Below are 21,903 nucleotides of genomic sequence, written 5' to 3' on the forward strand. Positions count from 1 at the left end.
CGAGTAACCGCCGGCGGACCGAGTTCAGCTCTCGGTTTCGGCCTCACTCCCGTGCTCGGTCTCTTTTTCGGCCTCGGCCCCGACCTCGGTTTCGGACCCGGTCGCCGACGGTCGGTAGCGGCGGCTCACGGCCTTCCATCGGCCGCGCCTGACCAGCCAGTAGTTGATCCCGCCCGGCACGTACGTCTCGAGCAGGAGTGCGAGATACAGCGCCGCGATGCCAAGCGGCGTGACCGGACCGAGCAACGCGGCCGGTATCGCGAACAGGTAGCGCCCAGCCAGCGAGGCGAGAAACGGCAGGCGCGTATCGCCCGCTCCCAGGAGGACGCCCGCGGCCGCGCCGTCGAGTCCGAACCCGATCGAGCTCACCGCACCGACGGTGACGAACGCCGCTGCCGCCGGCACCTCGCTCGACTCGGAGACGAACGGAACCGCGATCGGTTCCGAGAGGACGATCACCAGCGCCGCGATCCCGGCGTAGAGGACGACCGAGAGCCGAATAATCGCCGTTCCGTAGGCGGCCGCTTCCCCCTCCTCGCCCGATCCGAGGTGCTGGCCGACGAGTGAACTCGCCGCGAGCGAGAGTCCCCAGTTGACGCTGTTGATCAGGCCGCGGACGCGCCGACCGACTTCGAGGGCCGTGACGACGACCGGCCCGAAGGTAGCGGCGATCCACAGCAGCGGGAAGACGACGGCGCCGGCCGCGAGCCGGCGGCCGATTTCGGGCGTCGAAATCTCGATCAGTTCGCGGACGAGTTCGCGATCGACCCACGGTCCGTCTGCGGTGATAGGGACGGGACTCGGCGCCATGCCGAGCCAGCCGTACGAGCGGCCGGTCATCCCCCACGCGAGGACGACCGTGACGAACCCGGTCGAGAGCGTCGTCCCGATCGCCGCGCCGGCGACGCCCAGTCCGAAGCCGAAGATCAACAGGCCGCTCAGGAGGACGTTGAGAACTGCCCCGCCGGCGCGTGCGACCATTTCCGTGAACGTGTCGCCGACGCCGGTGTAGGTGCGACTGGCGACGAGGTTGCAGAGCTCGAACAGCGCCGCCGGCGCGACGAACACGAGGTAGGTCCGTCCGTGATCGATCGGTGCCGCTTTCGAGCCGAGGAGTTCGATCAACGCGTTCGGGAACGCGAGAAAGACGGCTACGACCGGAAGGGCAAGGACGACGGCGAGCAGGACGCTCTGGGTGACGACGAGCGACGCGCGCTCGGTCGCCTCGCCGCCGTAGTTCTGCGAGACGAGCGAGACGGTGCCGCCCGCGAGGCCAAGGCCGAGCATCGTCACGAGTTCCCAGTAGGCGAGTGCATACGCCAGCCCTGCAGTTCCGGCGGTGCCGACGGCGGTACCGACCATGGCCAAGTCGGCCGTCTGCTTGGACATGATCGCAAAGCCGGTGATAATCCGCGGCCACGCTAGTTCCATCGTCGGGCGAAATCGCTCGGCGTCGATGATGCCGAGACGCTCGAAGAGGCTCGCGACGAACGCCACGACGCCGGTCACTCGCCCTGTCATCGCGTGTCCGTTTCGGGACCGGTTCCTTCGGTCTGTCGTTTACCATCTCGCGGGTCCGTCTCCCGGATCCATCGAAATGACAGAATGAATGGATTTATCACCGGAACATCGCAGTATTGCTGTATGCGCTTGCCCTCCGCTCGCTCGCTTGCCGAGTTCACACTCGCGGCGATATTCCTCCTGTTGGGTACGACGGTACCGGTTCTCGCCCAGTCCGATCCGAACGGCGCTCCCGTCGGTACGGAGCCCGTGATCGGGTCGTTGTTCACCAGCGCCATCGGGAGCGCGCTGACCACGCTCGTCGTCGGCGGGCTGTTGGTCGCGCTGGCACCCGAGCGGACGCGGGAGTTGACCGATACCGCCATCGACCGACCGGGGGCCGCGTTCGGCTACGGCTTCCTTACCCTGATCGTCTTTATCGGTGCGGTTATCATGTTGGCGATTACGGTGATCGGGATTCTCGTCGTCATTCCGCTGGCGCTGGTCTTTGCCATCGTGGCGCTCGTCGGCGGCGAACTCGGCTACCTCGCCGTCGGCCGACTCGCCTCCGAGCGCTGGTCGGTGGTGATCGCCGTCGCGGTCGTCGTCTCCGGGGTCACCGGGTTCGTTCCCGTCCTCGGCACCATCGTCGCGTTCGTGATCTCGAGTATCGGTATCGGGACGATCGCGATGGCGGTGATCGATGACGGTTCGACGCAGCGTGGCGGCCGTCGCAGTCGTCGCAAGCGCCGCGGACGAGACGGCGCGACGTACGGCACCGACGACGATTACGATGAGTACAATGATTACGACAATTACGACGATACAACGCGGTACTGACCGCACTCAGCGCCAGGAAAGCAACGCCTTCAGGTGCTCGACCGAGGCCAGCGAGGTCGGCCGGTCCATGTGGACGCCGATTTCGCCGGAGAGCGCGCCAAGGCCGACGCGCTGGACGGGTTCCGGAAACGAGTACGCCCGGCGAATCCAGTGTCCCAATCGCTGTTCGCGTTCCAGATCCTCGCGCCAGGCGCGCTCGTAGGCTGGAAGCGTCGTCGGCCGATCGGGATCGATCTCGCGGGCGGCGTGGTCGGCGCTCGTCATGCCGTAGAGGATGCCCCCGCCGGTGAACGGTTTCGTCTGCGCGGCCGCATCGCCGATGAGAAAGCCCCGCCGACTCGTCACGCGATCCGCCGGCCCGATCGGGATCGCACCCGAACAGCGGTGTGACACGTCGATCTCGTAGCCGTCGATCAACTCCTCGAAGTGCTTCGTCACCTGCACGCCCGGCGGCGCTGCTAGCCCGTACTCGACGCCGGCGTCGCCCCGCGGAATGCGCCAGGCGAAGAACGTGGGCGGCGTGAGGTGTACGTCGACGAAATCCCGCTCGTCCGCCTCGTCGGAAAAGGCGAGCACGCCGTGAAGGAACTCGTCGGGTTCCGGAAGCCCGAGTTCACCTCGCACACGCGAGCGGGGGCCGTCGCAGCCGGCGACCATCTTGGCTTCGTGGGTGACGGTGCCGTCGGGGCCGCTAGCGACGATCTCGACGCGGTCGCGGCGCTCGCGAACGTCGGTGACGGTGTGTTCTTCGCGAACGTCCGCGCCGGCCTCGCGTGCGAGTTCGGCGAGGTGGCGGTCGAGGCCGACGCGGTCGATGACGTTCGAGGCGACGTCCCGCATGTAGAAGGGGTAGGCGTCGCTGTGTGGACCGCCGACGTGGAATCGCGCGCCGTAGATTTCGTTCTGAAAGAGTTCTTCGCGTGCACCGGGACCGGTAAAGTCCCAGATGTCGGTACTGACGTGTCCGGAACAGGCGAGTGGCACCCCGATCGTTCCCTGTTCGAGCGCGAGTACGTCAAAGCCCTTCTCGGCGGCCCGCCGGGCGAACCGCGCGCCGGCGGGGCCGACGCCCACCACGACGAAATCGTACATGTCCGTCACGTTCACGGCTGTCGGTAAATAGCCTGTCGAACGGCTGCACTAGCTGGTGAGAGCCGCCTCCACAGGCGGGGTCGCCGCCCTCTCTCTCTCTCTCTCTCTCTCTCTCGAACTGGTCTGTAAAACAGTCGCGTGCTGTTATGTGTCTTGGTATGGTCTCCCGATCTATGCACGACGCGATACCGGGCACCGACGGCACGCTGATCGATCTGAGCATCGGGCTCGAGGACGGCGTTCCGAGCGAGCCGACCCCACCGCAAATCGACGCGTTCGACCACGAGGAAGGGGCGAGACGGCTCGCCGCGACGCTGCGGGCCCAGGGCTACGACATCGAAGCGAGCGACTTTCCCGACGGCCAGGGGCTGGCCTGGGAGGACCTCACCGTGATCCCCCACGCCGGAACGCACCTCGACGCACCCGCCCACTACGGTCCCGAAATCGACGGCGAACCGGCGAAGACGATCGATGAAATCCCGCTGGAGTGGTGTCGCGGCACCGCAGTCGTCCTCGATTTCCGGTGGAAAGACCCGGGCAGCGAGATTTCCGTCGACGATATCGACGCCGCACTCGCCGAACTGGACCACGACCTCTCGCCGGGCGAAATCGTCCTGCTCCAGACCGGCGCGGATGAACGCTGGGGCAGCCCCGAGTACCTCACCCAGTTCCCCGGCATGAGCGCCGCGGGGATCGAATACCTCGTCGAGCGCGGAATCCGCGTGATCGGCACGGACGCCTACGGGCTCGATAAACCCTTCTCGGCGATGGCCGAGCGCTACGCGCACTCGGGCGACGAAGACGAACTCTGGCCCGCACACGTTGCGGGTCGCGAACTCGAGTACTGCCAGATCGAGAAGATGGCGAATCTCGATGCCCTCCCGCGGCGAACCGATATTCCGCTCGTCGCGTTTCCGATCTCGATCGAGAACGGCAGCGCGGGCTGGGTGCGCCCGGTCGCCATGGTCGAGGACGACGCTCTGACGGACGAATCCGCGGCGACCGAACTCGAGGTANGATATTCCGCTCGTCGCGTTTCCGATCTCGATCGAGAACGGCAGCGCGGGCTGGGTGCGCCCGGTCGCCATGGTCGAGGACGACGCTCTGACGGACGAATCCGCGGCGACCGAACTCGAGGTGGGCGACGAATGAAGCTCGCCACCTTCGAAGTTCCGACTGCTGTCGGTCCCGTCGAGCGGCTCGGTGCCGTCGCCAATGCCGACGCCGCCGAGAGCAAAGGCGAACAGTCGACCGCCGGAGCGGAACCGCTCGTCGACCTCACCGCCGCCTACGGCGCGCTCCTCGAGTCCGAGGGCGAACAAGCGCCCGCAGACCGTGCACGCACACGCGTCCCGCCCGCAATGGTCGCCTTCCTCGAACGCGGCGATCAAGCCATCGCCGATGCGCGAGCGGCACTCGAGTTCGCCGCTGAAACCGGCGTCACGCGCGGCCCCGGCGGCGCAACACTCCAGTATGACCCCGGCGAGTACACCCTGCTCGCGCCGCTACCGCGACCGAACTCGCTGCGAGACTGCATGGCCATCGAGGAACACGTCCGGAACAGCATGGACGGCGACGTCCCCGACGTCTGGTACGACATGCCGGTTTTCTACAAGGGCAACCCGGACAGCGTTGTCCGTCCCGGCGAGTCCGTTCGGTGGCCCGACTACTCGCGGATTATGGATTACGAACTCGAAATTGCGGCGGTGATCGGAAAGCGAGGGCGGGACATCCCTGCCGAGGATGCCGCAGAGTACATCGCCGGCTACACGATCTTCAACGACTTCAGCGCCCGCGATATCCAGGGTGAGGAGATGACGGGACGGCTCGGCCCCGCGAAGGGCAAGGACTTCGCGAACGGTCTCGGCCCCTACCTCGTCCCCGCAGCCGACATCGACGTGCTCGAGGCCCCGATGACCGCTCGCGTCGACGGCGAGGTGTGGTCCGACGGCGCTATCGACGAAATGTACCACTCTTTCGCCGACATCGTCGAACACGTCTCCCAATCGGAGACGCTCTTCCCCGGCGATGTCATCGGCGGCGGCACCGTCGGCGAAGGCTGCGGACTTGAACTCGGGCGGTGGCTCGAAGACGGCGATACCGTTGCACTCGAAATCGAGGGGATCGGCGTGCTCGAGCACACGGTCGTCACGTAGCCACGCGTTTCTCCGTTCTCAGCGTGCTTCGCTATCGCTGCCCGCAGCGGTTGAGGTGGATAAAAAGCCGACAACGCCGAGATAGCCAATGAAGAAGGTGATACTGATATCGCTCGCGGTAAACTGCTGGCTGAACGCGACGGGTCCGATACTGACACCGAATAGCCCGATCGCATAGCCGAGTCGATCCATCGACCGATCGAACTGCGGGAACTCGCGCAGTAGTAATCGGCGATACCGCACGGCGAAGTAGCCCCACCCGGTGTATAGTGCGACGACGGCGGCGATCAGGAATAGGTTCGAATCGAACACGACGTATAACGACCCGCCGATTGCCAGCCCGATCCCGAGCGCGACACTGATCGCCCTTCTCATAGTGGGGAACACGTCCGTCAGGTAATACGTTTTCTGGATCGCTGCGAACTGCGATCGTGAATCGTAATTTGAAGCCCAAAGGAGAGTTCGTGTGGTCGATTCTCCGATCTTACGATCGAGTTCCCAGCAACTCCCAGAACCGCTCGATGTCGCCGTCGAAGCGTTCAAGAAGAACGCGCATCTCCGCGCGATGCTCGGCGGTCACCGTCACGTGGACCATCCCCTCGTCGGGCTGGCCGTAGACGACGCTTGCACCCTCGGGCGCGGCGGCAATTGCGGGGACCGCAACTAGATCCTCCTCGCCGTCGACCAGCACCGTCGCGGGCTCGTCGGACGCGAGCCCCTCCCGTAGCGCGCGAATCACGTCGCCAGAGAGTTCAGCCGGCGGATTGATGACTTCGTGGGTCGGTTCGGTAGCGACGGTCTCGCGGATTTTTTCGTCGACGGCGTCGCGTTTCGTTCGTTCGTCGACGAACGCAACGTCGGGAACGCGGCCGGCCGCGAGAAGGTGGTAGGTGACGACGTCGCCGACGGTGATGAGTGGGCCGTCGACGGTTTCGAGAAGCCGATCGGCGTCGGTTTCGATCGGCCCCATCGGCTCTTTGAGTTCGTGACGGAGTTCCGCTGGTAACACCAGGAGCTCTTCGTAGTCGCGTTCGCTGGCGTCGGTCGAATTGCTATCGTCGGGTGTCACGGCGGATGGAGCGATTACCGAACCTTGAGCGCGTACGCGCCGGGCTCGGTGACCTGCATTTCGCTTGCAATCTCGCTGTCTTCGGGGTGGGCGATGACGACGTAGCCGGCCCAGTCCTCCGTCAGTGACGAGGAGTTACAGGCGTCACAGGTCTCGCTGTCCGGATCGTTGACCCGGTGACACTCGCGACAGACGAGACGGTCGGATGCCATTGTTACTCACCTGCGGTCGCTTCGCGCTTTTCGTGGTCTTCCTCGAGCCAGCCGTGCTTGCCGAGGCCGGGCTGTTTTGCCGTCAGCCCGATTTTCGAGTCGCGTGGGTTGCGCTCGTCGATGCTTTTGGTGACGATGCGGGCGCGAATCGCGTCGTCGACACCGAGCGTGCGGTTCGATTCGTTCGAGGCGAGCTGTTGGTTCTCGGCGTCGAATGCCAGATACTCGTCGCTGATCTGAGAGACGTGAAGCAGGCCGTCGACGGGGCCGATCCCGACGAACGCGCCGAACTCGACGACCTCGACGACGGTTCCGTCGACGACTTCCTGCATCTGTGGGTCGAACGTGACGGCGTCGAAATCGGCCTCGTAGTAGACACCTGGGCGGTTCGGAAGCACGGTCCCTTCACCGATATCGCGTACCTCGGTGACGGAGACGATGCTGCCGACTTCCTCGTCCATGCGTCCCTCGAGTTTGTCCTGTAGCAGTCGCTTGACGAGCGTCGGCGACACGTCGCCGAGCTCCTCCGGCGGTACCTCCACCGTATCCTTCAATCTAACCCGTTTGTACATCTATGGTTGAGTGATCGCTAACTTGTTTCTCCCGCGTAATGCAATTACCGGTCTCTTCGCTTCGAGTACCCGATCGCGTAGTGGTCGATCGTTCGTGACGACGTAGTCGACCGCGCCCTCGCGGGCGAGTTCGACCAGCGCGTCGTCGGCGTAGGATGCCTCGGTGTCGACGACGAGACAGCGCTCGGTCGCCAGGTCGTGACCGACGTTCGCGGCGGTGCCTTCGCGGCCGCCCTTTTCGGAGAGGCGGCGCAGTTCTTCGATGACGGCCTGTGGCGTCGTCGGTTCGAACGCATCGAGGAGCCGCTCGAGTTCGTCGAACAGTCTGACGTCGAGTTCGACTGGCATCATCAGCGCGCTCGTATCGAGGGCCACCCGGGTGCTCATCGTGATCGTGTCGTGTAGTGGTTCGCTATCGGTGCTACTCCTGGAGCGTTCCGAGGCCGATCAGCCGCCAACGAGCGCCGATGCGGCGGTTGATCGCGATTTTCGCGCCGGGTTCGGCGGTGACGGGGCGTTTGAGGTTGACCTCGCACTCGCCCTCGCGGGCGCTCGTTACTGCTCCGACGGTCGTCGCCGTTCCGACGGTCATCATCAGCGGTTCGCCGGTGCTGATCTCTTCGATCTCGCCGCCGTCGCTCCCGACGACGCGCTCTAGGAGGTCGACGGTCATCGTGAACTGTTGCCAGGTCGGCGGCAGCGAGCCCGGCGGACCGGCCATTCGACCGGCCAGGGCGTCGCCTTTCGTCAGTGCGGGGTCGAGTCCCGTGCCGACCCCGAGCAGGCCGCCGGGTGTGGCGCTGTCGACGGTTTCGCCGCCGGCTTGCAGCGAGCGAATCGTCGTTTCGATCGGGACGTACTTGGTCTGGCCGCCTTCTTCGACCTCGCGACCGGGGCGGATTTCGATCTCCTGATCGGACTCGAGTTCACCTTCGACGAGGCTGCCGCCGAGGACGCCGCCGGTGAGGTCGCTGGCGGTCGTCCCTGGTTTGTTGATGTCGAAGCTGCGGGCGACGTGCATTCGGGCGTCGGCGTCGGGATCGCGTTCCGGCGTCGGAATTTCCTCTTCGATTGCCTGAATCAGCAGGTCCATGTTGACCTCCTGGCCGGCCGAGACGGGGACGACGGGGGCGTCCTCGGCGACGGTGCCCTCGACGAACTCCTGGATCTGTTCGTAGTTTCGTCGGGCCTGCTCAGAGTCGACGAGGTCGATCTTGTTCTGGGCGATGACGATGTTCTCGATGCCGATAATGTCGAGCGCCATCAGGTGCTCTTCGGTCTGCGGTTGTGGCACGGGTTCGTTGGCGCTGACGACCAGCACGGCCCCGTCCATCAGCGATGCGCCGGAGAGCATCGTCGCCATCAGGGTTTCGTGACCCGGGGCGTCGACGAACGAGACGGTTCGAAGCGGCTCGCTCTCGGTGCCGTCCGGACACTCCTCCTCGACGGTGTACCGTTCGGGTTCGTCCCGGTCGGGGCACTCGCGGAACGTCGCGTCGGCGTAGCCGAGGCGGATGGAGATTCCGCGCTTCATCTCCTCGCTGTGCTGGTCCGTCCACGAGCCGCTCAGGGCCTGTACCAGCGTCGTCTTGCCGTGGTCGACGTGGCCGACGAGCCCGATGTTCACCTCCGGTTGTTGAGTTCCTGCCATAAGACGATGAGTAATCTTAGATAGGGCTTCCCCCGTGCGATTGATAAACCTACTGTTCTGAGGGCGTCTTTACCGCGTCGACGGTCGCATTCCTGAGTGTCATTGTCTCGGACTCGTTTCGGCTCGACTGGGTGCCTGCATGCACATCTCCCGCATTCATATAGGTAAATATACAAAAACGGCGTTGAGCGAACTACTTTGCATACTGCCCGCATACGAGCGGGTATGAGCAAGCCGGATACGACGGGCGAGCGCGAGAGCGTCCTCGAATGCACGGACTGTCTCGATCCCGCGGAAGCGTTCGCACTGATCGCCAACGACGTTCGACTGTCGATTCTCGAAGCCCTGTGGGCCGCCGACGAGTCGCCCGTTTCGTTCTCGACGCTGCGTCGCGAGGTCGGCATGCGCGACTCCGCACAGTTCAACTACCACTTGCAAAAGCTCACGGGGCACTTCGTCACCCAGCAAGCGGAGGGCTACGCGTTCAAACACGCCGGCGAGAAGGTCGTCCGCTCGGTGATCGCGGGGTCGTTCAACGAACACCCGTCGATCGAACCGTTCCCCGTGGCGGGCCAGTGTGTCACCTGCGGAAGTTCGCTGGCCGCGAGCTACGAGGACGAACGGCTCGCGATCACCTGCGTCGACTGCGGCCACGGACACGGCGAGTACGCGTTCCCGCCCGGCGGGCTGACCGACCGAACGCGAGCGGAGATCGCCGACGCGTTCGACCAGCGCGTTCGCCACCTCCACTGTCTGGCCGCCGACGGCGTCTGTCCGGAGTGCAGCGGGCGCATGGAGACACACATCGTCGAGGACGACGACTGCTGTCTCGGCGTCAACCTCCGCGTCGACCACGAGTGTCGCCAGTGTGAACACACGCTGTGCTCGGCCGCCGGCCTCCGGCTGCTCGATCACTCCGCGGTCGTCTCGTTCCACCGCGAGCGCGGCGTCTCGCTCGACGAGCGGCCGTACTGGACGCTGCCGTGGTGCGTCGCCGACGAGTTCACTCGGCTCGTCTCGCGCGACCCGCTCGAACTCGAGGTTCGGATTCCGCTCGCGGGCAACGAGTTGCGGGTGACGATGAACGGCGATCTCGAGGTGCTGGAGACTCGTACCGTCGACGACTGATACGGTCTGCTGTAACGATTTCCCGGCGCAACCGCAAGACGATCCGCGGTTGCGTCGGAAATGACTTACAGCAGTCCGTATGAAACGGATTTCAGTTAGCGCCCGTACTGAAATGTTTTTCAGGTTACACTCATTGGCGAGCGACGCCTCGATCGAAACGAGAGATGATGCACGCACCGATCGCCCCTCGTCCGATCGATCCGCTTCTCGGGTACGGTCTTCTCGCGGCCGCCGGTATCGCGTTCGGGCTGTCGTTCCTGCTCGTCGCATCGGCCCTTATCGCGTTCACGATCGTCACCGTAATCGGCGACCACCCCACTTTGGTCGTTCTCGCGGTGTTCCTCGGCGGTGTCGGCCCGTTCGTCGCAAGCCTCCTCGTCGTCAGACGGGTGAGACACCGGTTCGTCGCGTAATCGGCGTACCGCCCGATGCTCCGCTCAAACCGACGAACGGCCGGCAGTAACCGCGAATCCGACTCCTTTTCTCGCTCGCCACCCACAGTACGAGTGATCCCTCGTGACCGAGTTCGCATTTGAACTCGCGCTCTGTGCGCACCTAGAGCAGTCCCGCGAGCAACCGGTTGCGAGCACTGATGCACTCGTGGCCCGGCAACTCGGCGGGAGCGTCGCCGATCCCGGCGGTCGGATTCTCGACGTGGTCTGTGTCGAACCCGGGCCGGAGTTCGACGACCGCGCGGCGATCACGAGCGAGGAGATCCCCGACGCAGCCATCGAGTCCGCTGTCGGTCCCGGTCGCGCCCGCTACTGGAAGCGCGCCTTCGACTGTCACCCGGACCGCGCGCGTCGGGCGATCGACCGGGCCTGCGAGGTCGGCTTTTTCGAGCGCGAACGCCGCAACGGCCGCGAGTTCGTCCGACAGGTCGCGCGCTATCCCGACTGGTACGACCGCATCGTCGGCATCGAGAACAAGCCCGATCTCGGCCGACCGGGGGATCTCGAGGCGCAGTTGCGCACGGACGTGAGCCTCGCGCTGGTCGACGAGGTCGTGCTGGCGACGGAGAGCTACGTCACGCGAGCGCACCTGAATCGGATTCCCGACGAAGTCGGCGTCTGGCGCGTTCACCGCACGGATTCGGGTCCGGCCGCAGCCGAGATCGAAATCGAGGTCGTTCGCGAACCGACGCCGCTCCCGACCGACGAGTCGGGTATCGAACCGCTCGCGTTCGAGCCCGGTCACGCGGCAATCGAACCCGTAACGGCGACTGCGAAGGCCCGGGCACGCCGCCGACTCGCCGAACGAGCCTACGGCAAGGGCTGGCGGACGTACGACTTTCCCGACTGCGAGGCCTGCACGCCGACCGATTCGGACGGCGCGACGCTGCCGTACTGCGAGTGGCGCGACCGACTCGTCGACGCGAACTCGGAGTGCGGACCGTCCTGTCCCGGCTACGATTCCGGACCGGCTTCCGACGTCGAACTCGAGGCCGAACGCGATAGGCGGACGGCCTGGCGTCGGAATCCCGCCGGAAAGCGCCGCCGCCAGTCGGGGCTCGACCGATTCGGCTGAGGACGGTAGCTGTCCGACGCCGAAACGTGGCGTCAGGATTCCTCTTCGACGCGGCCATAGCGGTCCTCGACAGCAGCGAGATACCCTTCGAGAAACGTCTCCGTCTCCTCCTCGCCGGCGCGGAGTTCGACGAGAAGGTCCTCGAGTTCATCGCGCGGGTGGTGACAGAGGTCGGTGTGACAGTCGGGACAGAGGTGTTCGAACGCTTTGTCCGTGCGGTCCCATCGGTCGCCGTATTTGTCGTACTCGCGGGCGGTCGACCGTGAGACGTTATCGCCGCAGGCGAGACACGTGACCGTCGCGGTACGGAAGCGAGAGGACCATGGCCACATAGGTACGAGAAGGCCATGTGGTTACTTAGCAATTGTCACACGTTCGCTCGGACGCGAGTGTCCGGTCAGTCAATCGGTTTCACTCGGGACTATTCAGCGTCCTGGAAGACGTTTGATGCGCCCGTCCGTCGCTGATAGTACCGGACCCACACCCACTGTAGCGGGATGATTAGCAGCGGCGTGAAAAACGCCAGCGAGAGGCTGCTGGTCGCGACGATGATCGAGAGCACGAACACGGCCGGCGAGATGAGCCCGCGGATCGTGACCAGTCGCGCATCCCGCTCGTCGATCCGGTCGTCCGTAAATCCGGCGCGGGCAGCGTAGGCCCAGATGCTCGTCATGAGTACGCCAACCAGGACGAAATTGATGGCGTACACCGTCCAGGCGAACTGCGTCCCGTAGCTTCCGATGATCTCCGTCGGATACGGGAGAAACGAAATCGAGAGCAAGAACAGAAGATTCAGCCACAGTAGCACGCGGTCGTGATCGGTAATCGACTGAAAGACGTTGTGGTGGATAATCCAGTAGAGACCGACGACGACGAAACTCAGGAGGTAACTGACCAGCAACGTCTCCTGGTCGCCGACCGCCGCCGGAAGCCTCGACGCGGGAACGTCCGGAACCTCGAACTGCAACACCAGGAGCGTGAGAACGATCGCGAAGACGCCGTCGCTCAGCCCCTCCATTCGATCCGTTCCCTCGCCGCTGAGTACCCTGACCATACCGGTATCTCTCGACGCGAGGTGCTGAATAGCCATCCCCGCCGCCGTGACCGGCCGCATCCACCTGACAATCGGGCGAGACGGTACCCACTCGACGGACCGGACTAGTCGCGTTCCTCGCTCGTCCGGTCGGTGGCGTCTGCACGGTCGCTGTCGCTTCCGTCGACGGTCGCGAATTGTTTCCCGGAATTGGCGTCAACATCAGTGCCAGCGTCGGAATCGCGCTCGAACGTGCCATCGGGCATCTCAAGCGTCCCGTTCGGGTCGATCACCGTTCGCGACGGTATCGGTTCCGCCGCCGGTGGACGGCGCGCGACCAGTCGCTGAAAGCGGGTAAGATCCAGCGACTGGTCCGTCTCTATCTCCTCGTACTCGACGACAATCTGATCTCCCTCGGGGAAGATCCGGAAGTAGTTCAGACGAAAGGAGGGATAGTAGATGCCCGGAAGCCGCGAAAACCAGGTCTCGACGTGCTGGAGCTTTTTCAGCCAGGTCCCGGTGTTGATGACCAGTCGGTCACCCCACCGAGTGAGCGACGCCCGATGCGTGTGCCCGTAGACGAAGACGGCGACATCAGAATTGGCCTCGAGAACGTCCCTTGCCGCGCGCAAGAAGGGTTCGTCCCCCTGCCCCACACGGACGCCCGACAGCATAATCCCGAAGCGATCCAGCGTCCGTCTGAGATCGCGTCTGAACAGCCACAGCGGAATCGCGAGCAACAGGAGAATCGCGATAATGACGCTGTTGATCGCGACGATGAACTCCAGAACGACCGCGCCGATACCGAGTGCGTGGACGACGGGATTATCGGTGAAAAACGCCGACGGAAGGATCCCCACCACCTCGAGGACGGTCCCGAACAGGTAGAGGAGCGTGATGTTGAAAAACAGCAACAGCGGGACGACGACGGCTCGCAGATACGGACTCATCTCCCGGTAGAAGTAGTTCGAAAGGAGCCAGCGCGGAATCTCCTCCATCGGCGCGACCGACTGGATGTCGCGAAGCCAGTCCCCTCTGGCTCGCCCGGAGTAACGGCCGGCGGCGGCGACGATCCGCTGGACGACGAAGTACCCGACCGGGAGCGCGTCGGGATTTCCCCAGTCCGGCATCCGGTTGTTCGCGTCGTGTTGCTGGCCGTGTTCGATCCAAATTCGCGGCGTTTCGTCCCCGTCACCGCCGGCGACATCGACCTCGCGCGTGATCGAAACCGCCGGTTCGAGCGCGATGTTGTACGCCGCAAGGCGGTCGATGTACGAGGTATAGCAGGCGAGGTCGTAGTCGTGATTGCCCGGGATGAGAGTAATGTCGATCACCTCGCCGGTCGCGCGGAACTGCTCGAAGACGCGCGGGTGGTCGTCTATCACCCGGTCGAGCTTCGCCGTTCCCGTCACTTCGGCGTACTCCCAGAGTCCGAAGGCGTCGCCGTTGATGATCAGCTCGACGTCGCCGCCGCGCTCCTCGAGTTCAGCGAGAAAGTCGAGCAGTTCCGCCTCGAAATCGAGTGTCGTGAGCTGCTCGTCACCGCCCATGTGGAGGTCGCTGATGAAGACGTATTCGCTGGCCATCGAACGCGGTCCGGGGTACTACCAGCCACGGGAGGATAGTGGTTTCCCCGATATCTCCGAGCACGCCTCGGGGCAGTTGGTCTGTCCCTGTCCCCGTTCGCCGATGGGCTGGCGGTGCAGCCGGCCGACAGCTATCCCGATTCTCCCCGGGAGTTCGACGATGTCTGCGAGAAGATGGCTGACGACATGTGCGCCATCAACATCCCGACGGAGACGGCGAATCACCGCACTAAACCTATTGCGTTAAATGGGTATAGCAGGTAGGGCGGGTATGCAAGTTAAATCCCGTCACCACCTTCGCAGCGACGACGTTTCCGAACTCGAAACGGATCTGTCCGACAAACTGGGCGTCTCCCTCGACGGCGACGCCTACGAGCGCGTCGAGTTCGAGGATGCGGATCGCGAAGTCATCCTGATCGACGGCGAGCCTCGGGTCGCCTTCTTCGGCGAGGAACCGTTCCTGACGGTTCGCGGCGCGAACGCCTACGAACCCGATCGACGACTCGTGACGGTCGATACCGGCGCAATCTCGTTCGTCAGCGACGGTGCCGACGTGATGCGGCCGGGAATCACGGAGGCCACCGAGGACATCTCACCGGACGATCTGGTCGTCATCGCGGAGGAAACCCACGGCAAGGTGCTGGCCGTCGGCCGGGCGCGCGTCGAGGGCGCGGAGATGGCCGGTAACGAGGGGAAAGTCGTCGACTCGCTACATCACGTCGGCGACGAGTTGTACGAGTTCACGGCGTAGACGACCGGACGCATCCGCAATCGCACGAGAATCGGCGAAGCCGCCGTTCTCCAACGGAACGCCGGGCGCTCCCCTCACTTGCGCCCACAACGCTCTTGGTTCTATTCGTGGGGCGGCTAGCTATGCCGACACCGAACGACGCGCGTGATTCCGGGTCCGAAACTGACACCACCGACACAGCCGCGGACACAAACGCCGCCTCGGACGAGGCCACAGACACGTCCCCGAACGACACTCATCCCGCGTTCGAACTCGACCTCACCGACAACGAACTCGACGCCCTCCACGATCTCCAACTCGGCATCGAGAACCTCCATCGCTCCTACGGCGCACTCCTCGAGTTCCACCACCAACTCGGGCACGCGATGGACCGCATGAAAGACGCCGAAGCCGAACTTCGAAACGCCGGCCACGATGAGTGGGCCAACCAGCTTCGCGACGAGCACCTCCCCGCCGGCGCGATCAACGACCAGTGGTCGTACGAACTGGTCGAAGAGTTCTCCGCGGAATTTCTCACCGACGTCGAGACGTTCGAAACGGCCGTTCGAGACGAACTGGCCGACGGCCTCGCCCACGTCAGCGAACGTCGCCAACAGCACCACCTCCGCGAGCGAGCACGAGACTCCCGGTAACTGGTGAGACAGTGAAGAAGGATTTTCGACACCCCCGTCGTATCACCGCGCATGACAGACCGGTACGACGTTATCGTGCTCGGCGTCGGTGGCATGGGAAGCGCAACGGTCGCCCACCTCGCCGCACGCGGCGTCGACGTTCTCGGCCTCGAACGCTACGACGTGCCCCACGGCTACGGGTCCTCGCACGGCATCACTCGCATCTTCCGTCTCGCCTACTACGAACACCCGGCCTACGTCCCGCTGCTCCGTCGCGCCGACGAACTGTGGTCCGAACTCGAGGCCGCCCACGACCGTCGGCTGTTGTACCGCACCGGCTCCATCGACGCCGGTCCGCGCGGCGACCCGCTCGTCGAGGGCTCTTCGCGCTCCTGCGAGGACCACGACCTCGACCACGAGGTCCTCTCGAGCGCGACACTCTCCGACCGCTATCCTGGCTATCGACTCCCGACAGACTACGAAGCCGTCTACCAGCCCGACGGCGGCTTTCTCGTTCCCGAGGAGTGTATCGTCGCCCACGTCGACCGCGCTCACCGACACGGCGCGACCGTCCGCGCCCGCGAACGCGTCGTCGACTGGCAACCGACCGACGACGACGGCGTCCGCGTCGAAACCGACCACCGCGCCTACGAGGCAGACGAACTCGTCGTCACCGCGGGCGCGTGGGCCGCCGAGTTCATCGACGAACTCGAGGGGCTGGCCGTCCCCGAGCGCCAGGTGCTCGCCTGGCTCCAGCCCGAAGAACCCGCCGCCTTCGACCCCGAGGCGTTCCCCGTCTGGAACCTGCAAGTTCCCGAGGGGCGGTTTTACGGGTTTCCGGTTCACGGGGTTCCCGGATTCAAGTTCGGCCGGTACAACCACCGCGAGGAGATCGTCGATCCCGACGCTTTCGAACGCGAACCGACGCAGGCCGACGAGCGACTGTTGCGCGAGTTCGCCGAGCAGTACTTCCCGGCGGGGGCGGGACCGACGATGCGGTTGAAGACCTGTCTGTTCACGAATACGCCGGACGATCACTTCGTGATCGATACCCTCCCTGCGCATCCGCAGGTATCGGTCGCGGCCGGCTTCTCGGGTCACGGATTCAAGTTCGCCAGCGTCGTCGGCGAGATCATGGCCGATCTGGCGCTCGAGGGCGAGACGGACCACGAGATCGGTATGTTCGCGCTGGATCGGTTTTGATCGACGCCTCCCGGTCCAGTTGGATCGAAGTACGTCGATATCACTCTCACCCGTCTCCCTATCTGATGGCGGTGCCGTCAGCGACGATCACCCCGAAACATCACCCTAGCGTATCACGTTCGTCACCGTCATGCGACAGTTGCCGTTTGCCGCGCGCCCGTCTGTCACTGAGCAGTCCGACCCGGCTCTCGGTCCGCGTATTCGGTGCTCACCCACAGTTTGACTTCGGAAACCAATGCGTCGCTCTGTTGAAGTCCATCGATGTCGTAGTCGACCGAGATGTAGGTGATCTCGCGCTGTCTGACGACGTACGTCTCCCCGTCGGAGCGCTCCTGGTAACTGACCGATTCCGTATCGAGATCCCCGTCCGCGCGGGCCTCGACGAACGAAACGCGATCACCGACGTCGGGAATCACGACCGATTCGGCATCGTAGATCGCGTCCACGAGTTCATCGGTCTCGAACTCGTAGACGTAGAGTGAAATTTGATCGGTGTCGGTCCCGTCTTCTGTCGACGTGCGTCCGTCTTCGTGCATAGCAGTGAGCATATCGATTGTAGTTGCTGCCGAACGCACGGCTGGACCGGTCGAGACACCCGCTTGAACGGTGAGGCGGGCGGATGCCACACCGTTGGCCCACTCCGTGCGTTAGCTCTACGAGAACGCCGAACGGTCGTGGGGTCATTGTAATACGACCGTTGACCGCGGTACCGACGAGTCGAAATGTGAGACTTCCATCACCGGAACCGAGTATTGCTGGCGTTGACTTTCGTTCTCTGCGCACAATCCGTGATTTCACCCCCCTCATTCGCGCGTGACAGACGACTCCGAAGCCGACCGGTCAAGTCGGCGATCCCTGACGCTGATGCGGTCTCGGTGTCGAAACGACACGATCGCTCGAACGCTCCCACCTCGAACCGTTGCGTGGCGAGGAACCGCTCCCGTCGCAAATAGATTCTCTCTGCCTGACACGACCTCGAAATTGTCGAGAGTATCCTGATCGACGGCGACGGACAGGGACGATCACTACGTTCCGCTACGTGACGGCCCAATGCAAGCACAGCGTTCCTGATCCATCGACCAGTCACCGTCTGCTCTCTTAAAGAATTCCGGACTCTCTCTTCGATAGATAGTTTTATCTAGGGAAATGTAGACTCTCTAACTGATGCGGGGGTCGGAGTAGAACTCGTGATGGAGAGACAGGTCCCACAACCGGAGTCAGCACACGGTGAACTCACCGAAGACGAACTCTTCGAATTACTGGCAAACCGCCGTCGACGGCACATCCTTCAGACGCTCATCTACCGGGACGAACGGATCGATATTGGGGCTCTCTCACAGTCGATCGCCGCCAGCGAAGACGACCTCGCCTTCGACGAGGTTTCGAGTAGCGACCGCAAACGCGTCTACACGGCACTTCAACAGTCCCACCTGCCGAAGATGGACAACGCCGGCGTCCTCGAGTTCGACCGCGACCGAGGGACCGTCAAGCCGACGCCGGCACTCAAGAACGTCGAGATCTATATGGACATCGTGCACGGACGAAAGATACCTTGGAACGACTACTATCTTGGACTGACAGCACTCGTCACCGTGGTTCTCGCCGGATCGCTCCTCGATATCGTCCCGTTTTCGCTACTCCCGGCTGCCGCCTGGTCCGGGCTCGTCGTCATCACCCTCGGCGGCTTCGCGCTCGCCCACCGATACTACGCCCACCGGAACCACCTTCGGATCCGCACCTCGTCGCCGGACGTTGAACTCGAATACGACGAATTGCGCGAGCAGTGATGGAGCCCTGCCAGCAAATAGAGCAGGTGTCCCGCTCAGTCCGCGTCGATAATCGCCGCCGCAAACCGCTCTATTCCCCGCTCCGGATCGTCGTTTTCGATGGAGACGATAACGTGGTCGACGCCGAGTTCGGCGAGCCGTCCGAAGTAGTCCTGGAACCACTCGGTGCCCGCCCGGTAGCCCAGGTGTAACTGCTCCGGACCGGCCGTCGGGTCGTCCGCGAGTTCAGCGCGGACGGCCATCGCGAACGGCTTTTCTCCGGCGGCCTCTCGCCAGTCGTCGATGTAGTCCGTCAGCGTGCGCTCGGGAAGGTGATAGAACAGCCAGCCGTCGCCGTGTTCGGCGATCCACTCGCGCGATTGACGGGCGTTCCCGGTCGGAAGCAGCGGAATCGTCTCCGCCGTCGGTTTCGGCACGACATCGAGTGCACCGTCGAGGCGGCCCCACCATCCCTCGCGCTCGGGGAACTCGTCGCGCCACAGCGTGCGAAGGGTTTCGACGTGGTCGCGAAACAGCGCGCCGCGCTCGTCGCGGTCGACGCCGAAGGCGGGGTACTCCGGATCGCGGTCGCCGGAGGCGACCCCGAGGACGAGCCGGCCGTCCGAAAGTCGGTCGACCGTCGCGGCGGACTTCGCGACGTGGATCGGGTGTCGAAGCGGGAGGACGATACTCGAGGTGCCGAGCGCGATCTCGTCGGTGTGGGCGGCGACGTGCGAGAGCCACGGCCAGGGGTCGAACGTCTGGCCGGCATCGCCGAATTTCGGCCAGTACGTCGGCACGTCGCGCGCCCAGAGGCCGTCGAAGCCGACCGCCTCGGCGCGTTTCGCGAGCCGAATCTCCGCTTCGGGCTCGGGCGTTGACCGGTTCGCGCCGGTAAGCGGAAATCCAGCGCCGAACGTGAGTCCGTCCGTCTCGAACAACCGTCGGTACCCCTCGTTTTCGTGTCCAGTCGGCATTCGCTCGAGCTATCGGTCACGGGCGGATGACGGCTTCGGTCCGCGAGGCCGCCGATTCGGGTGCAGATCAGATATCGACCGCGAACGGCGTGAACTCGTCGGCCCGGCTCGCAAACGCACCCAGCAACGTCGCAATTTCCTCGAGGTCGTCGGTGTCGATCACTTCGACGGGCGTGTGCATGTAGCGGTTCGGAACGCTGACCACCTGCGACGGAATCGCCCCCGCCGCGGTGAAGAAGCCGTCGGCGTCCGTCCCGGTCCCGACCCCGAGCGCCTCGATCTGTACCTCGAGTTCGCGCTCGTTGGCGACCGAGCGCAGCGCGTCGAACACGGCGGGGTGGTTCGTGCTGCCGCGACCGAGTGCCGGACCNGCCGGACCGCCGCCCAGTTCCATCCGGCTCGTCTTCTCGCTCGGCGCGGAGGGATAGTCGACGGCGTGACCGACGTCGACGACGACGACGGCGTCGGGTTCGAGGTCGAACCCGACCATCCGTGCGCCGTTGAACCCGACTTCCTCCTGGACGGTGGAGACGGCGTAGACGGTCGCGTCGGTTCCAGCCTCGACGGCCTGTCGGAACCCCTCGGCCGCGGCCCACGTTCCGACGCGGTTGTCGAGGCCGCGGCCGGAGAGACGCGTCTCGGAAAGCCACGAGACCGTCGAAGAGAAGGTGATCGGGTCACCGATTTCGAGGCGTTCGTGCGCCTCGTCCTCGCTTTCGGCCCCGATGTCGATCCAAAGGTCCTCGATGTCGGTCTCCGACTCGTCCTCGCGGAGGTGGATCGCGTGCTGCCCGATCACGCCCTCGACGGGACCGTCGGCGGCGTGGATCGTGACGTGTTGGCCCTTCGAAACGGAAGGGTCGGAGCCGCCGATTCGCCCCAGTCTGACGAAGCCGTCGCCGTCGATCGATTTGACGATGAAGCCGATCTCGTCGGCGTGGCCGGCGAGCACGATTTCGGGTGCATCGGATACGTCGGGCGTTCCCTCGTGCACTGCGATGGCATTCCCGTAAGCGTCCGTTCGAACGTCGTCCGCAAACTGGTCGACGTAGTCGACCCAGACCTGCTGTCCGCGGGTTTCGTAGCCCGATGGGGAGGGCGTCTCGAGCAGTTCGGTGAGGAAATCACGCGAAGGATCGTCCATAGTACCTAGTTAGCGACTCGCCTCTTTACGTCTTAGATTCACTCGTACACGAAGCGGGTAAACCGAGGTCCGAACAGACTACTCGGGCGCGCTCGCCCTTCGAGACAGATACTTCAGCGGGTCACGAGCACTGCGTGCAAAAAAATACGTCCGCAAACCGACTGATCAGATCAGTCGTCAGCCGGAGCCGCGCCGCTTGCGCCCTCGGCCTGTTCTTTCGTCCAGGCGAGCTTGCCACCGGCCGCGAGAATGTCGCGTTCGCGCTCGGAGGCGTCGAGGACCGCCGTATACTCGTCTTCGCCGTTGATGCGAACGGTGAACTCTTCCTGCCCGCTCGTGACGGCGTCGTAGACGTCGTCGACGATTTCGACGTCGTCGCCCTGGTCGATGTTCTCGTAGGTGTCCTCGTCGATCTGGAGCGGGACGATCCCGAAGTTAAAGAGGTTCGCGCGGTGGATCCGTGCGAAACTCTGCGCGAGGACGCCCTCGACGCCGAGGTACATCGGACAGAGGGCGGCGTGCTCGCGCGAGGAGCCCTGGCCGTAGTTCTCGCCGGCGACGAGGAAGCCGCCGTCGGCGTCGAGTGCGCGCTCTGCGAACGTATCGTCGACGCGCGAGAGCGTGAACTCGGAGAGCTTGGGGACGTTCGACCGGTACATCAGGATGTCCTGCGTTGCGGGGATGATGTGGTCGGTCGTGATGTTGTCCTCCATCTTGAGCAGCGCTTCACCCTCGACGTCGGCACTGAGCTGGTCCTTCAGCGGCACGTCGCCGATGTTCGGACCCTTGATGAGTTCGTCGTCGACGGCCTCGTCGGGGGTGATGAGGTCCGTCTTGGAGCCGTCGTATTCGTCGGGGAGTTCGACGCCGGGGGCCTCGAGGCCTTCCGCTTCCTCGGCGAGGTCGCGCGGGTCGACGATTTCGCCTGCGATCGCCGCGGCGGCGGCGACTTCCGGCGAGCACAGGAAGACGTTGTCGTCTTCGATTCCCGAGCGGCCCTCGAAGTTGCGGTTGAAGGTCCGCAGCGAGATGGAATCGGAGGCGGGCACGTGGCCGATCCCGATACAGGCACCGCAGGTTGCCTC

The 21,903-nt window shown here is 64.4% G+C and carries 24 protein-coding genes and 1 pseudogene; 10 read left to right on the plus strand and 15 right to left on the minus strand.

Translation table 11 applies throughout. The features are described 5' to 3' along the window. Positions 1-24: 24 nt before the first annotated feature. Positions 25-1,521 carry an MATE family efflux transporter gene (locus C481_RS03970; RefSeq protein WP_049904417.1) on the minus strand — a complete coding sequence of 499 codons (1,497 nt, stop codon included), beginning with the start codon at positions 1,519-1,521 and terminating at the stop codon, positions 25-27. A gap of 123 nt (positions 1,522-1,644) precedes the next feature. On the opposite strand from C481_RS03970, the gene C481_RS03975 reads away from it, so the two are divergent. Next, positions 1,645-2,340: a hypothetical protein gene (locus C481_RS03975; protein WP_006107689.1), complete on the plus strand. Its 696-nt coding sequence runs from the start codon at positions 1,645-1,647 to the stop codon at positions 2,338-2,340. Positions 2,341-2,346: 6 nt separating this feature from the next. On the opposite strand, the gene C481_RS03980 is transcribed toward C481_RS03975, so the two are convergent. After that, entirely contained in the window at positions 2,347-3,432 is a 1,086-nt protein-coding gene (locus tag C481_RS03980; protein ID WP_006107691.1) for a geranylgeranyl reductase family protein, read from the minus strand. A gap of 173 nt (positions 3,433-3,605) precedes the next feature. Here C481_RS03980 and C481_RS03985 point away from each other — a divergent pair. Both C481_RS03985 and C481_RS23045 read left to right on the plus strand, forming a co-directional pair. After that, positions 3,606-4,412 (plus strand): annotated as a pseudogene (locus C481_RS03985) (cyclase family protein); the annotation flags it as partial. Positions 4,413-4,580: 168 nt separating this feature from the next. Further along, the gene (locus tag C481_RS23045) at positions 4,581-5,588 is read left to right on the plus strand and encodes a fumarylacetoacetate hydrolase family protein (protein ID WP_049904420.1); all 1,008 of its coding nucleotides are present in this window, start codon (positions 4,581-4,583) and stop codon (positions 5,586-5,588) included. Between the two features lie 18 nt (positions 5,589-5,606). Here C481_RS23045 and C481_RS03995 read toward each other — a convergent pair whose 3' ends face one another. The 6 genes from C481_RS03995 to C481_RS04020 all read right to left on the minus strand — a co-directional run bounded on the left by C481_RS03995 (position 5,607) and on the right by C481_RS04020 (position 9,092). Next, positions 5,607-5,963, minus strand: a complete 357-nt coding sequence (locus tag C481_RS03995) for a hypothetical protein (RefSeq protein WP_006107695.1) — start codon at positions 5,961-5,963, stop codon at positions 5,607-5,609. A 109-nt stretch (positions 5,964-6,072) separates the two neighbouring features. Then, the gene (locus tag C481_RS04000; RefSeq protein WP_006107697.1) at positions 6,073-6,657 is read right to left on the minus strand and encodes a GTP-dependent dephospho-CoA kinase family protein; all 585 of its coding nucleotides are present in this window, start codon (positions 6,655-6,657) and stop codon (positions 6,073-6,075) included. Between the two features lie 14 nt (positions 6,658-6,671). Beyond that, positions 6,672-6,869: a transcription elongation factor subunit Spt4 gene (gene spt4 / locus C481_RS04005; RefSeq protein WP_006107700.1), complete on the minus strand. Its 198-nt coding sequence runs from the start codon at positions 6,867-6,869 to the stop codon at positions 6,672-6,674. 2 nt (positions 6,870-6,871) lie between these two features. Further along, positions 6,872-7,441 (minus strand): DNA-directed RNA polymerase, encoded by a 570-nt coding sequence (locus C481_RS04010; protein ID WP_006107702.1) that lies wholly within the window; start codon positions 7,439-7,441, stop codon positions 6,872-6,874. Next, a complete protein-coding gene (locus C481_RS04015; RefSeq protein WP_006107704.1) occupies positions 7,442-7,828 on the minus strand; it encodes a PIN domain-containing protein in 387 nt (128 codons plus the stop codon). Between the two features lie 34 nt (positions 7,829-7,862). Then, positions 7,863-9,092 carry a translation initiation factor IF-2 subunit gamma gene (locus tag C481_RS04020; protein ID WP_006107705.1) on the minus strand — a complete coding sequence of 410 codons (1,230 nt, stop codon included), beginning with the start codon at positions 9,090-9,092 and terminating at the stop codon, positions 7,863-7,865. 225 nt (positions 9,093-9,317) lie between these two features. Between C481_RS04020 and C481_RS04025 the strand changes: the two genes are divergently transcribed. From C481_RS04025 to C481_RS04035, 3 genes are all read left to right on the plus strand, one after another. After that, complete coding sequence (locus C481_RS04025) at positions 9,318-10,220, plus strand: winged helix-turn-helix domain-containing protein (protein WP_006107706.1); 903 nt, start codon at positions 9,318-9,320, stop codon at positions 10,218-10,220. Between the two features lie 167 nt (positions 10,221-10,387). Next, entirely contained in the window at positions 10,388-10,633 is a 246-nt protein-coding gene (locus C481_RS04030) for a hypothetical protein (protein ID WP_241434648.1), read from the plus strand. A gap of 103 nt (positions 10,634-10,736) precedes the next feature. Next, positions 10,737-11,747 carry a DUF5787 family protein gene (locus C481_RS04035; RefSeq protein WP_006107711.1) on the plus strand — a complete coding sequence of 337 codons (1,011 nt, stop codon included), beginning with the start codon at positions 10,737-10,739 and terminating at the stop codon, positions 11,745-11,747. A 32-nt stretch (positions 11,748-11,779) separates the two neighbouring features. Here C481_RS04035 and C481_RS04040 read toward each other — a convergent pair whose 3' ends face one another. The 3 genes from C481_RS04040 to C481_RS04050 form a co-directional block, all read right to left on the minus strand. Beyond that, complete coding sequence (locus C481_RS04040; RefSeq protein WP_006107712.1) at positions 11,780-12,079, minus strand: DUF7562 family protein; 300 nt, start codon at positions 12,077-12,079, stop codon at positions 11,780-11,782. 89 nt (positions 12,080-12,168) lie between these two features. Beyond that, positions 12,169-12,801 carry a TMEM175 family protein gene (locus C481_RS04045; RefSeq protein WP_006107713.1) on the minus strand — a complete coding sequence of 211 codons (633 nt, stop codon included), beginning with the start codon at positions 12,799-12,801 and terminating at the stop codon, positions 12,169-12,171. 104 nt (positions 12,802-12,905) lie between these two features. Next, entirely contained in the window at positions 12,906-14,366 is a 1,461-nt protein-coding gene (locus tag C481_RS04050; RefSeq protein ID WP_006107715.1) for a metallophosphoesterase, read from the minus strand. A 271-nt stretch (positions 14,367-14,637) separates the two neighbouring features. Here C481_RS04050 and C481_RS04055 point away from each other — a divergent pair, with 271 nt between their 5' ends. From C481_RS04055 to solA, 3 genes are all read left to right on the plus strand, one after another. Next, on the plus strand, positions 14,638-15,117 hold the full coding sequence (locus C481_RS04055) for an RNA-binding protein (protein WP_006107717.1): 480 nt from the start codon (positions 14,638-14,640) through the stop codon (positions 15,115-15,117). Positions 15,118-15,239: 122 nt separating this feature from the next. Further along, positions 15,240-15,749, plus strand: a complete 510-nt coding sequence (locus C481_RS04060) for a hypothetical protein (RefSeq protein ID WP_006107719.1) — start codon at positions 15,240-15,242, stop codon at positions 15,747-15,749. 51 nt (positions 15,750-15,800) lie between these two features. After that, positions 15,801-16,931: an N-methyl-L-tryptophan oxidase gene (solA, locus tag C481_RS04065; RefSeq protein ID WP_006107720.1), complete on the plus strand. Its 1,131-nt coding sequence runs from the start codon at positions 15,801-15,803 to the stop codon at positions 16,929-16,931. A 164-nt stretch (positions 16,932-17,095) separates the two neighbouring features. Here solA and C481_RS04070 read toward each other — a convergent pair whose 3' ends face one another. Then, entirely contained in the window at positions 17,096-17,467 is a 372-nt protein-coding gene (locus C481_RS04070) for a hypothetical protein (protein WP_006107722.1), read from the minus strand. Between the two features lie 654 nt (positions 17,468-18,121). On the opposite strand from C481_RS04070, the gene C481_RS04075 reads away from it, so the two are divergent. After that, the gene (locus tag C481_RS04075) at positions 18,122-18,718 is read left to right on the plus strand and encodes a DUF7344 domain-containing protein (protein WP_006107723.1); all 597 of its coding nucleotides are present in this window, start codon (positions 18,122-18,124) and stop codon (positions 18,716-18,718) included. A 35-nt stretch (positions 18,719-18,753) separates the two neighbouring features. Here the strand turns inward: C481_RS04075 and C481_RS04080 are convergent, their stop codons facing one another. The 3 genes from C481_RS04080 to C481_RS04090 form a co-directional block, all read right to left on the minus strand. Beyond that, positions 18,754-19,674 carry a TIGR03571 family LLM class oxidoreductase gene (locus C481_RS04080; protein WP_006107724.1) on the minus strand — a complete coding sequence of 307 codons (921 nt, stop codon included), beginning with the start codon at positions 19,672-19,674 and terminating at the stop codon, positions 18,754-18,756. A gap of 67 nt (positions 19,675-19,741) precedes the next feature. Continuing rightward, positions 19,742-20,818 carry a M20/M25/M40 family metallo-hydrolase gene (locus C481_RS04085; RefSeq protein ID WP_006107726.1) on the minus strand — a complete coding sequence of 359 codons (1,077 nt, stop codon included), beginning with the start codon at positions 20,816-20,818 and terminating at the stop codon, positions 19,742-19,744. Positions 20,819-20,988: 170 nt separating this feature from the next. Then, the coding region (locus C481_RS04090) for an aconitase family protein (protein ID WP_006107728.1) at positions 20,989-21,903 on the minus strand (915 nt) is incomplete at its 5' end.

Source organism: Natrialba asiatica DSM 12278 (genome assembly GCF_000337555.1).
In the GTDB taxonomy this organism is placed as follows: domain Archaea; phylum Halobacteriota; class Halobacteria; order Halobacteriales; family Natrialbaceae; genus Natrialba; species Natrialba asiatica.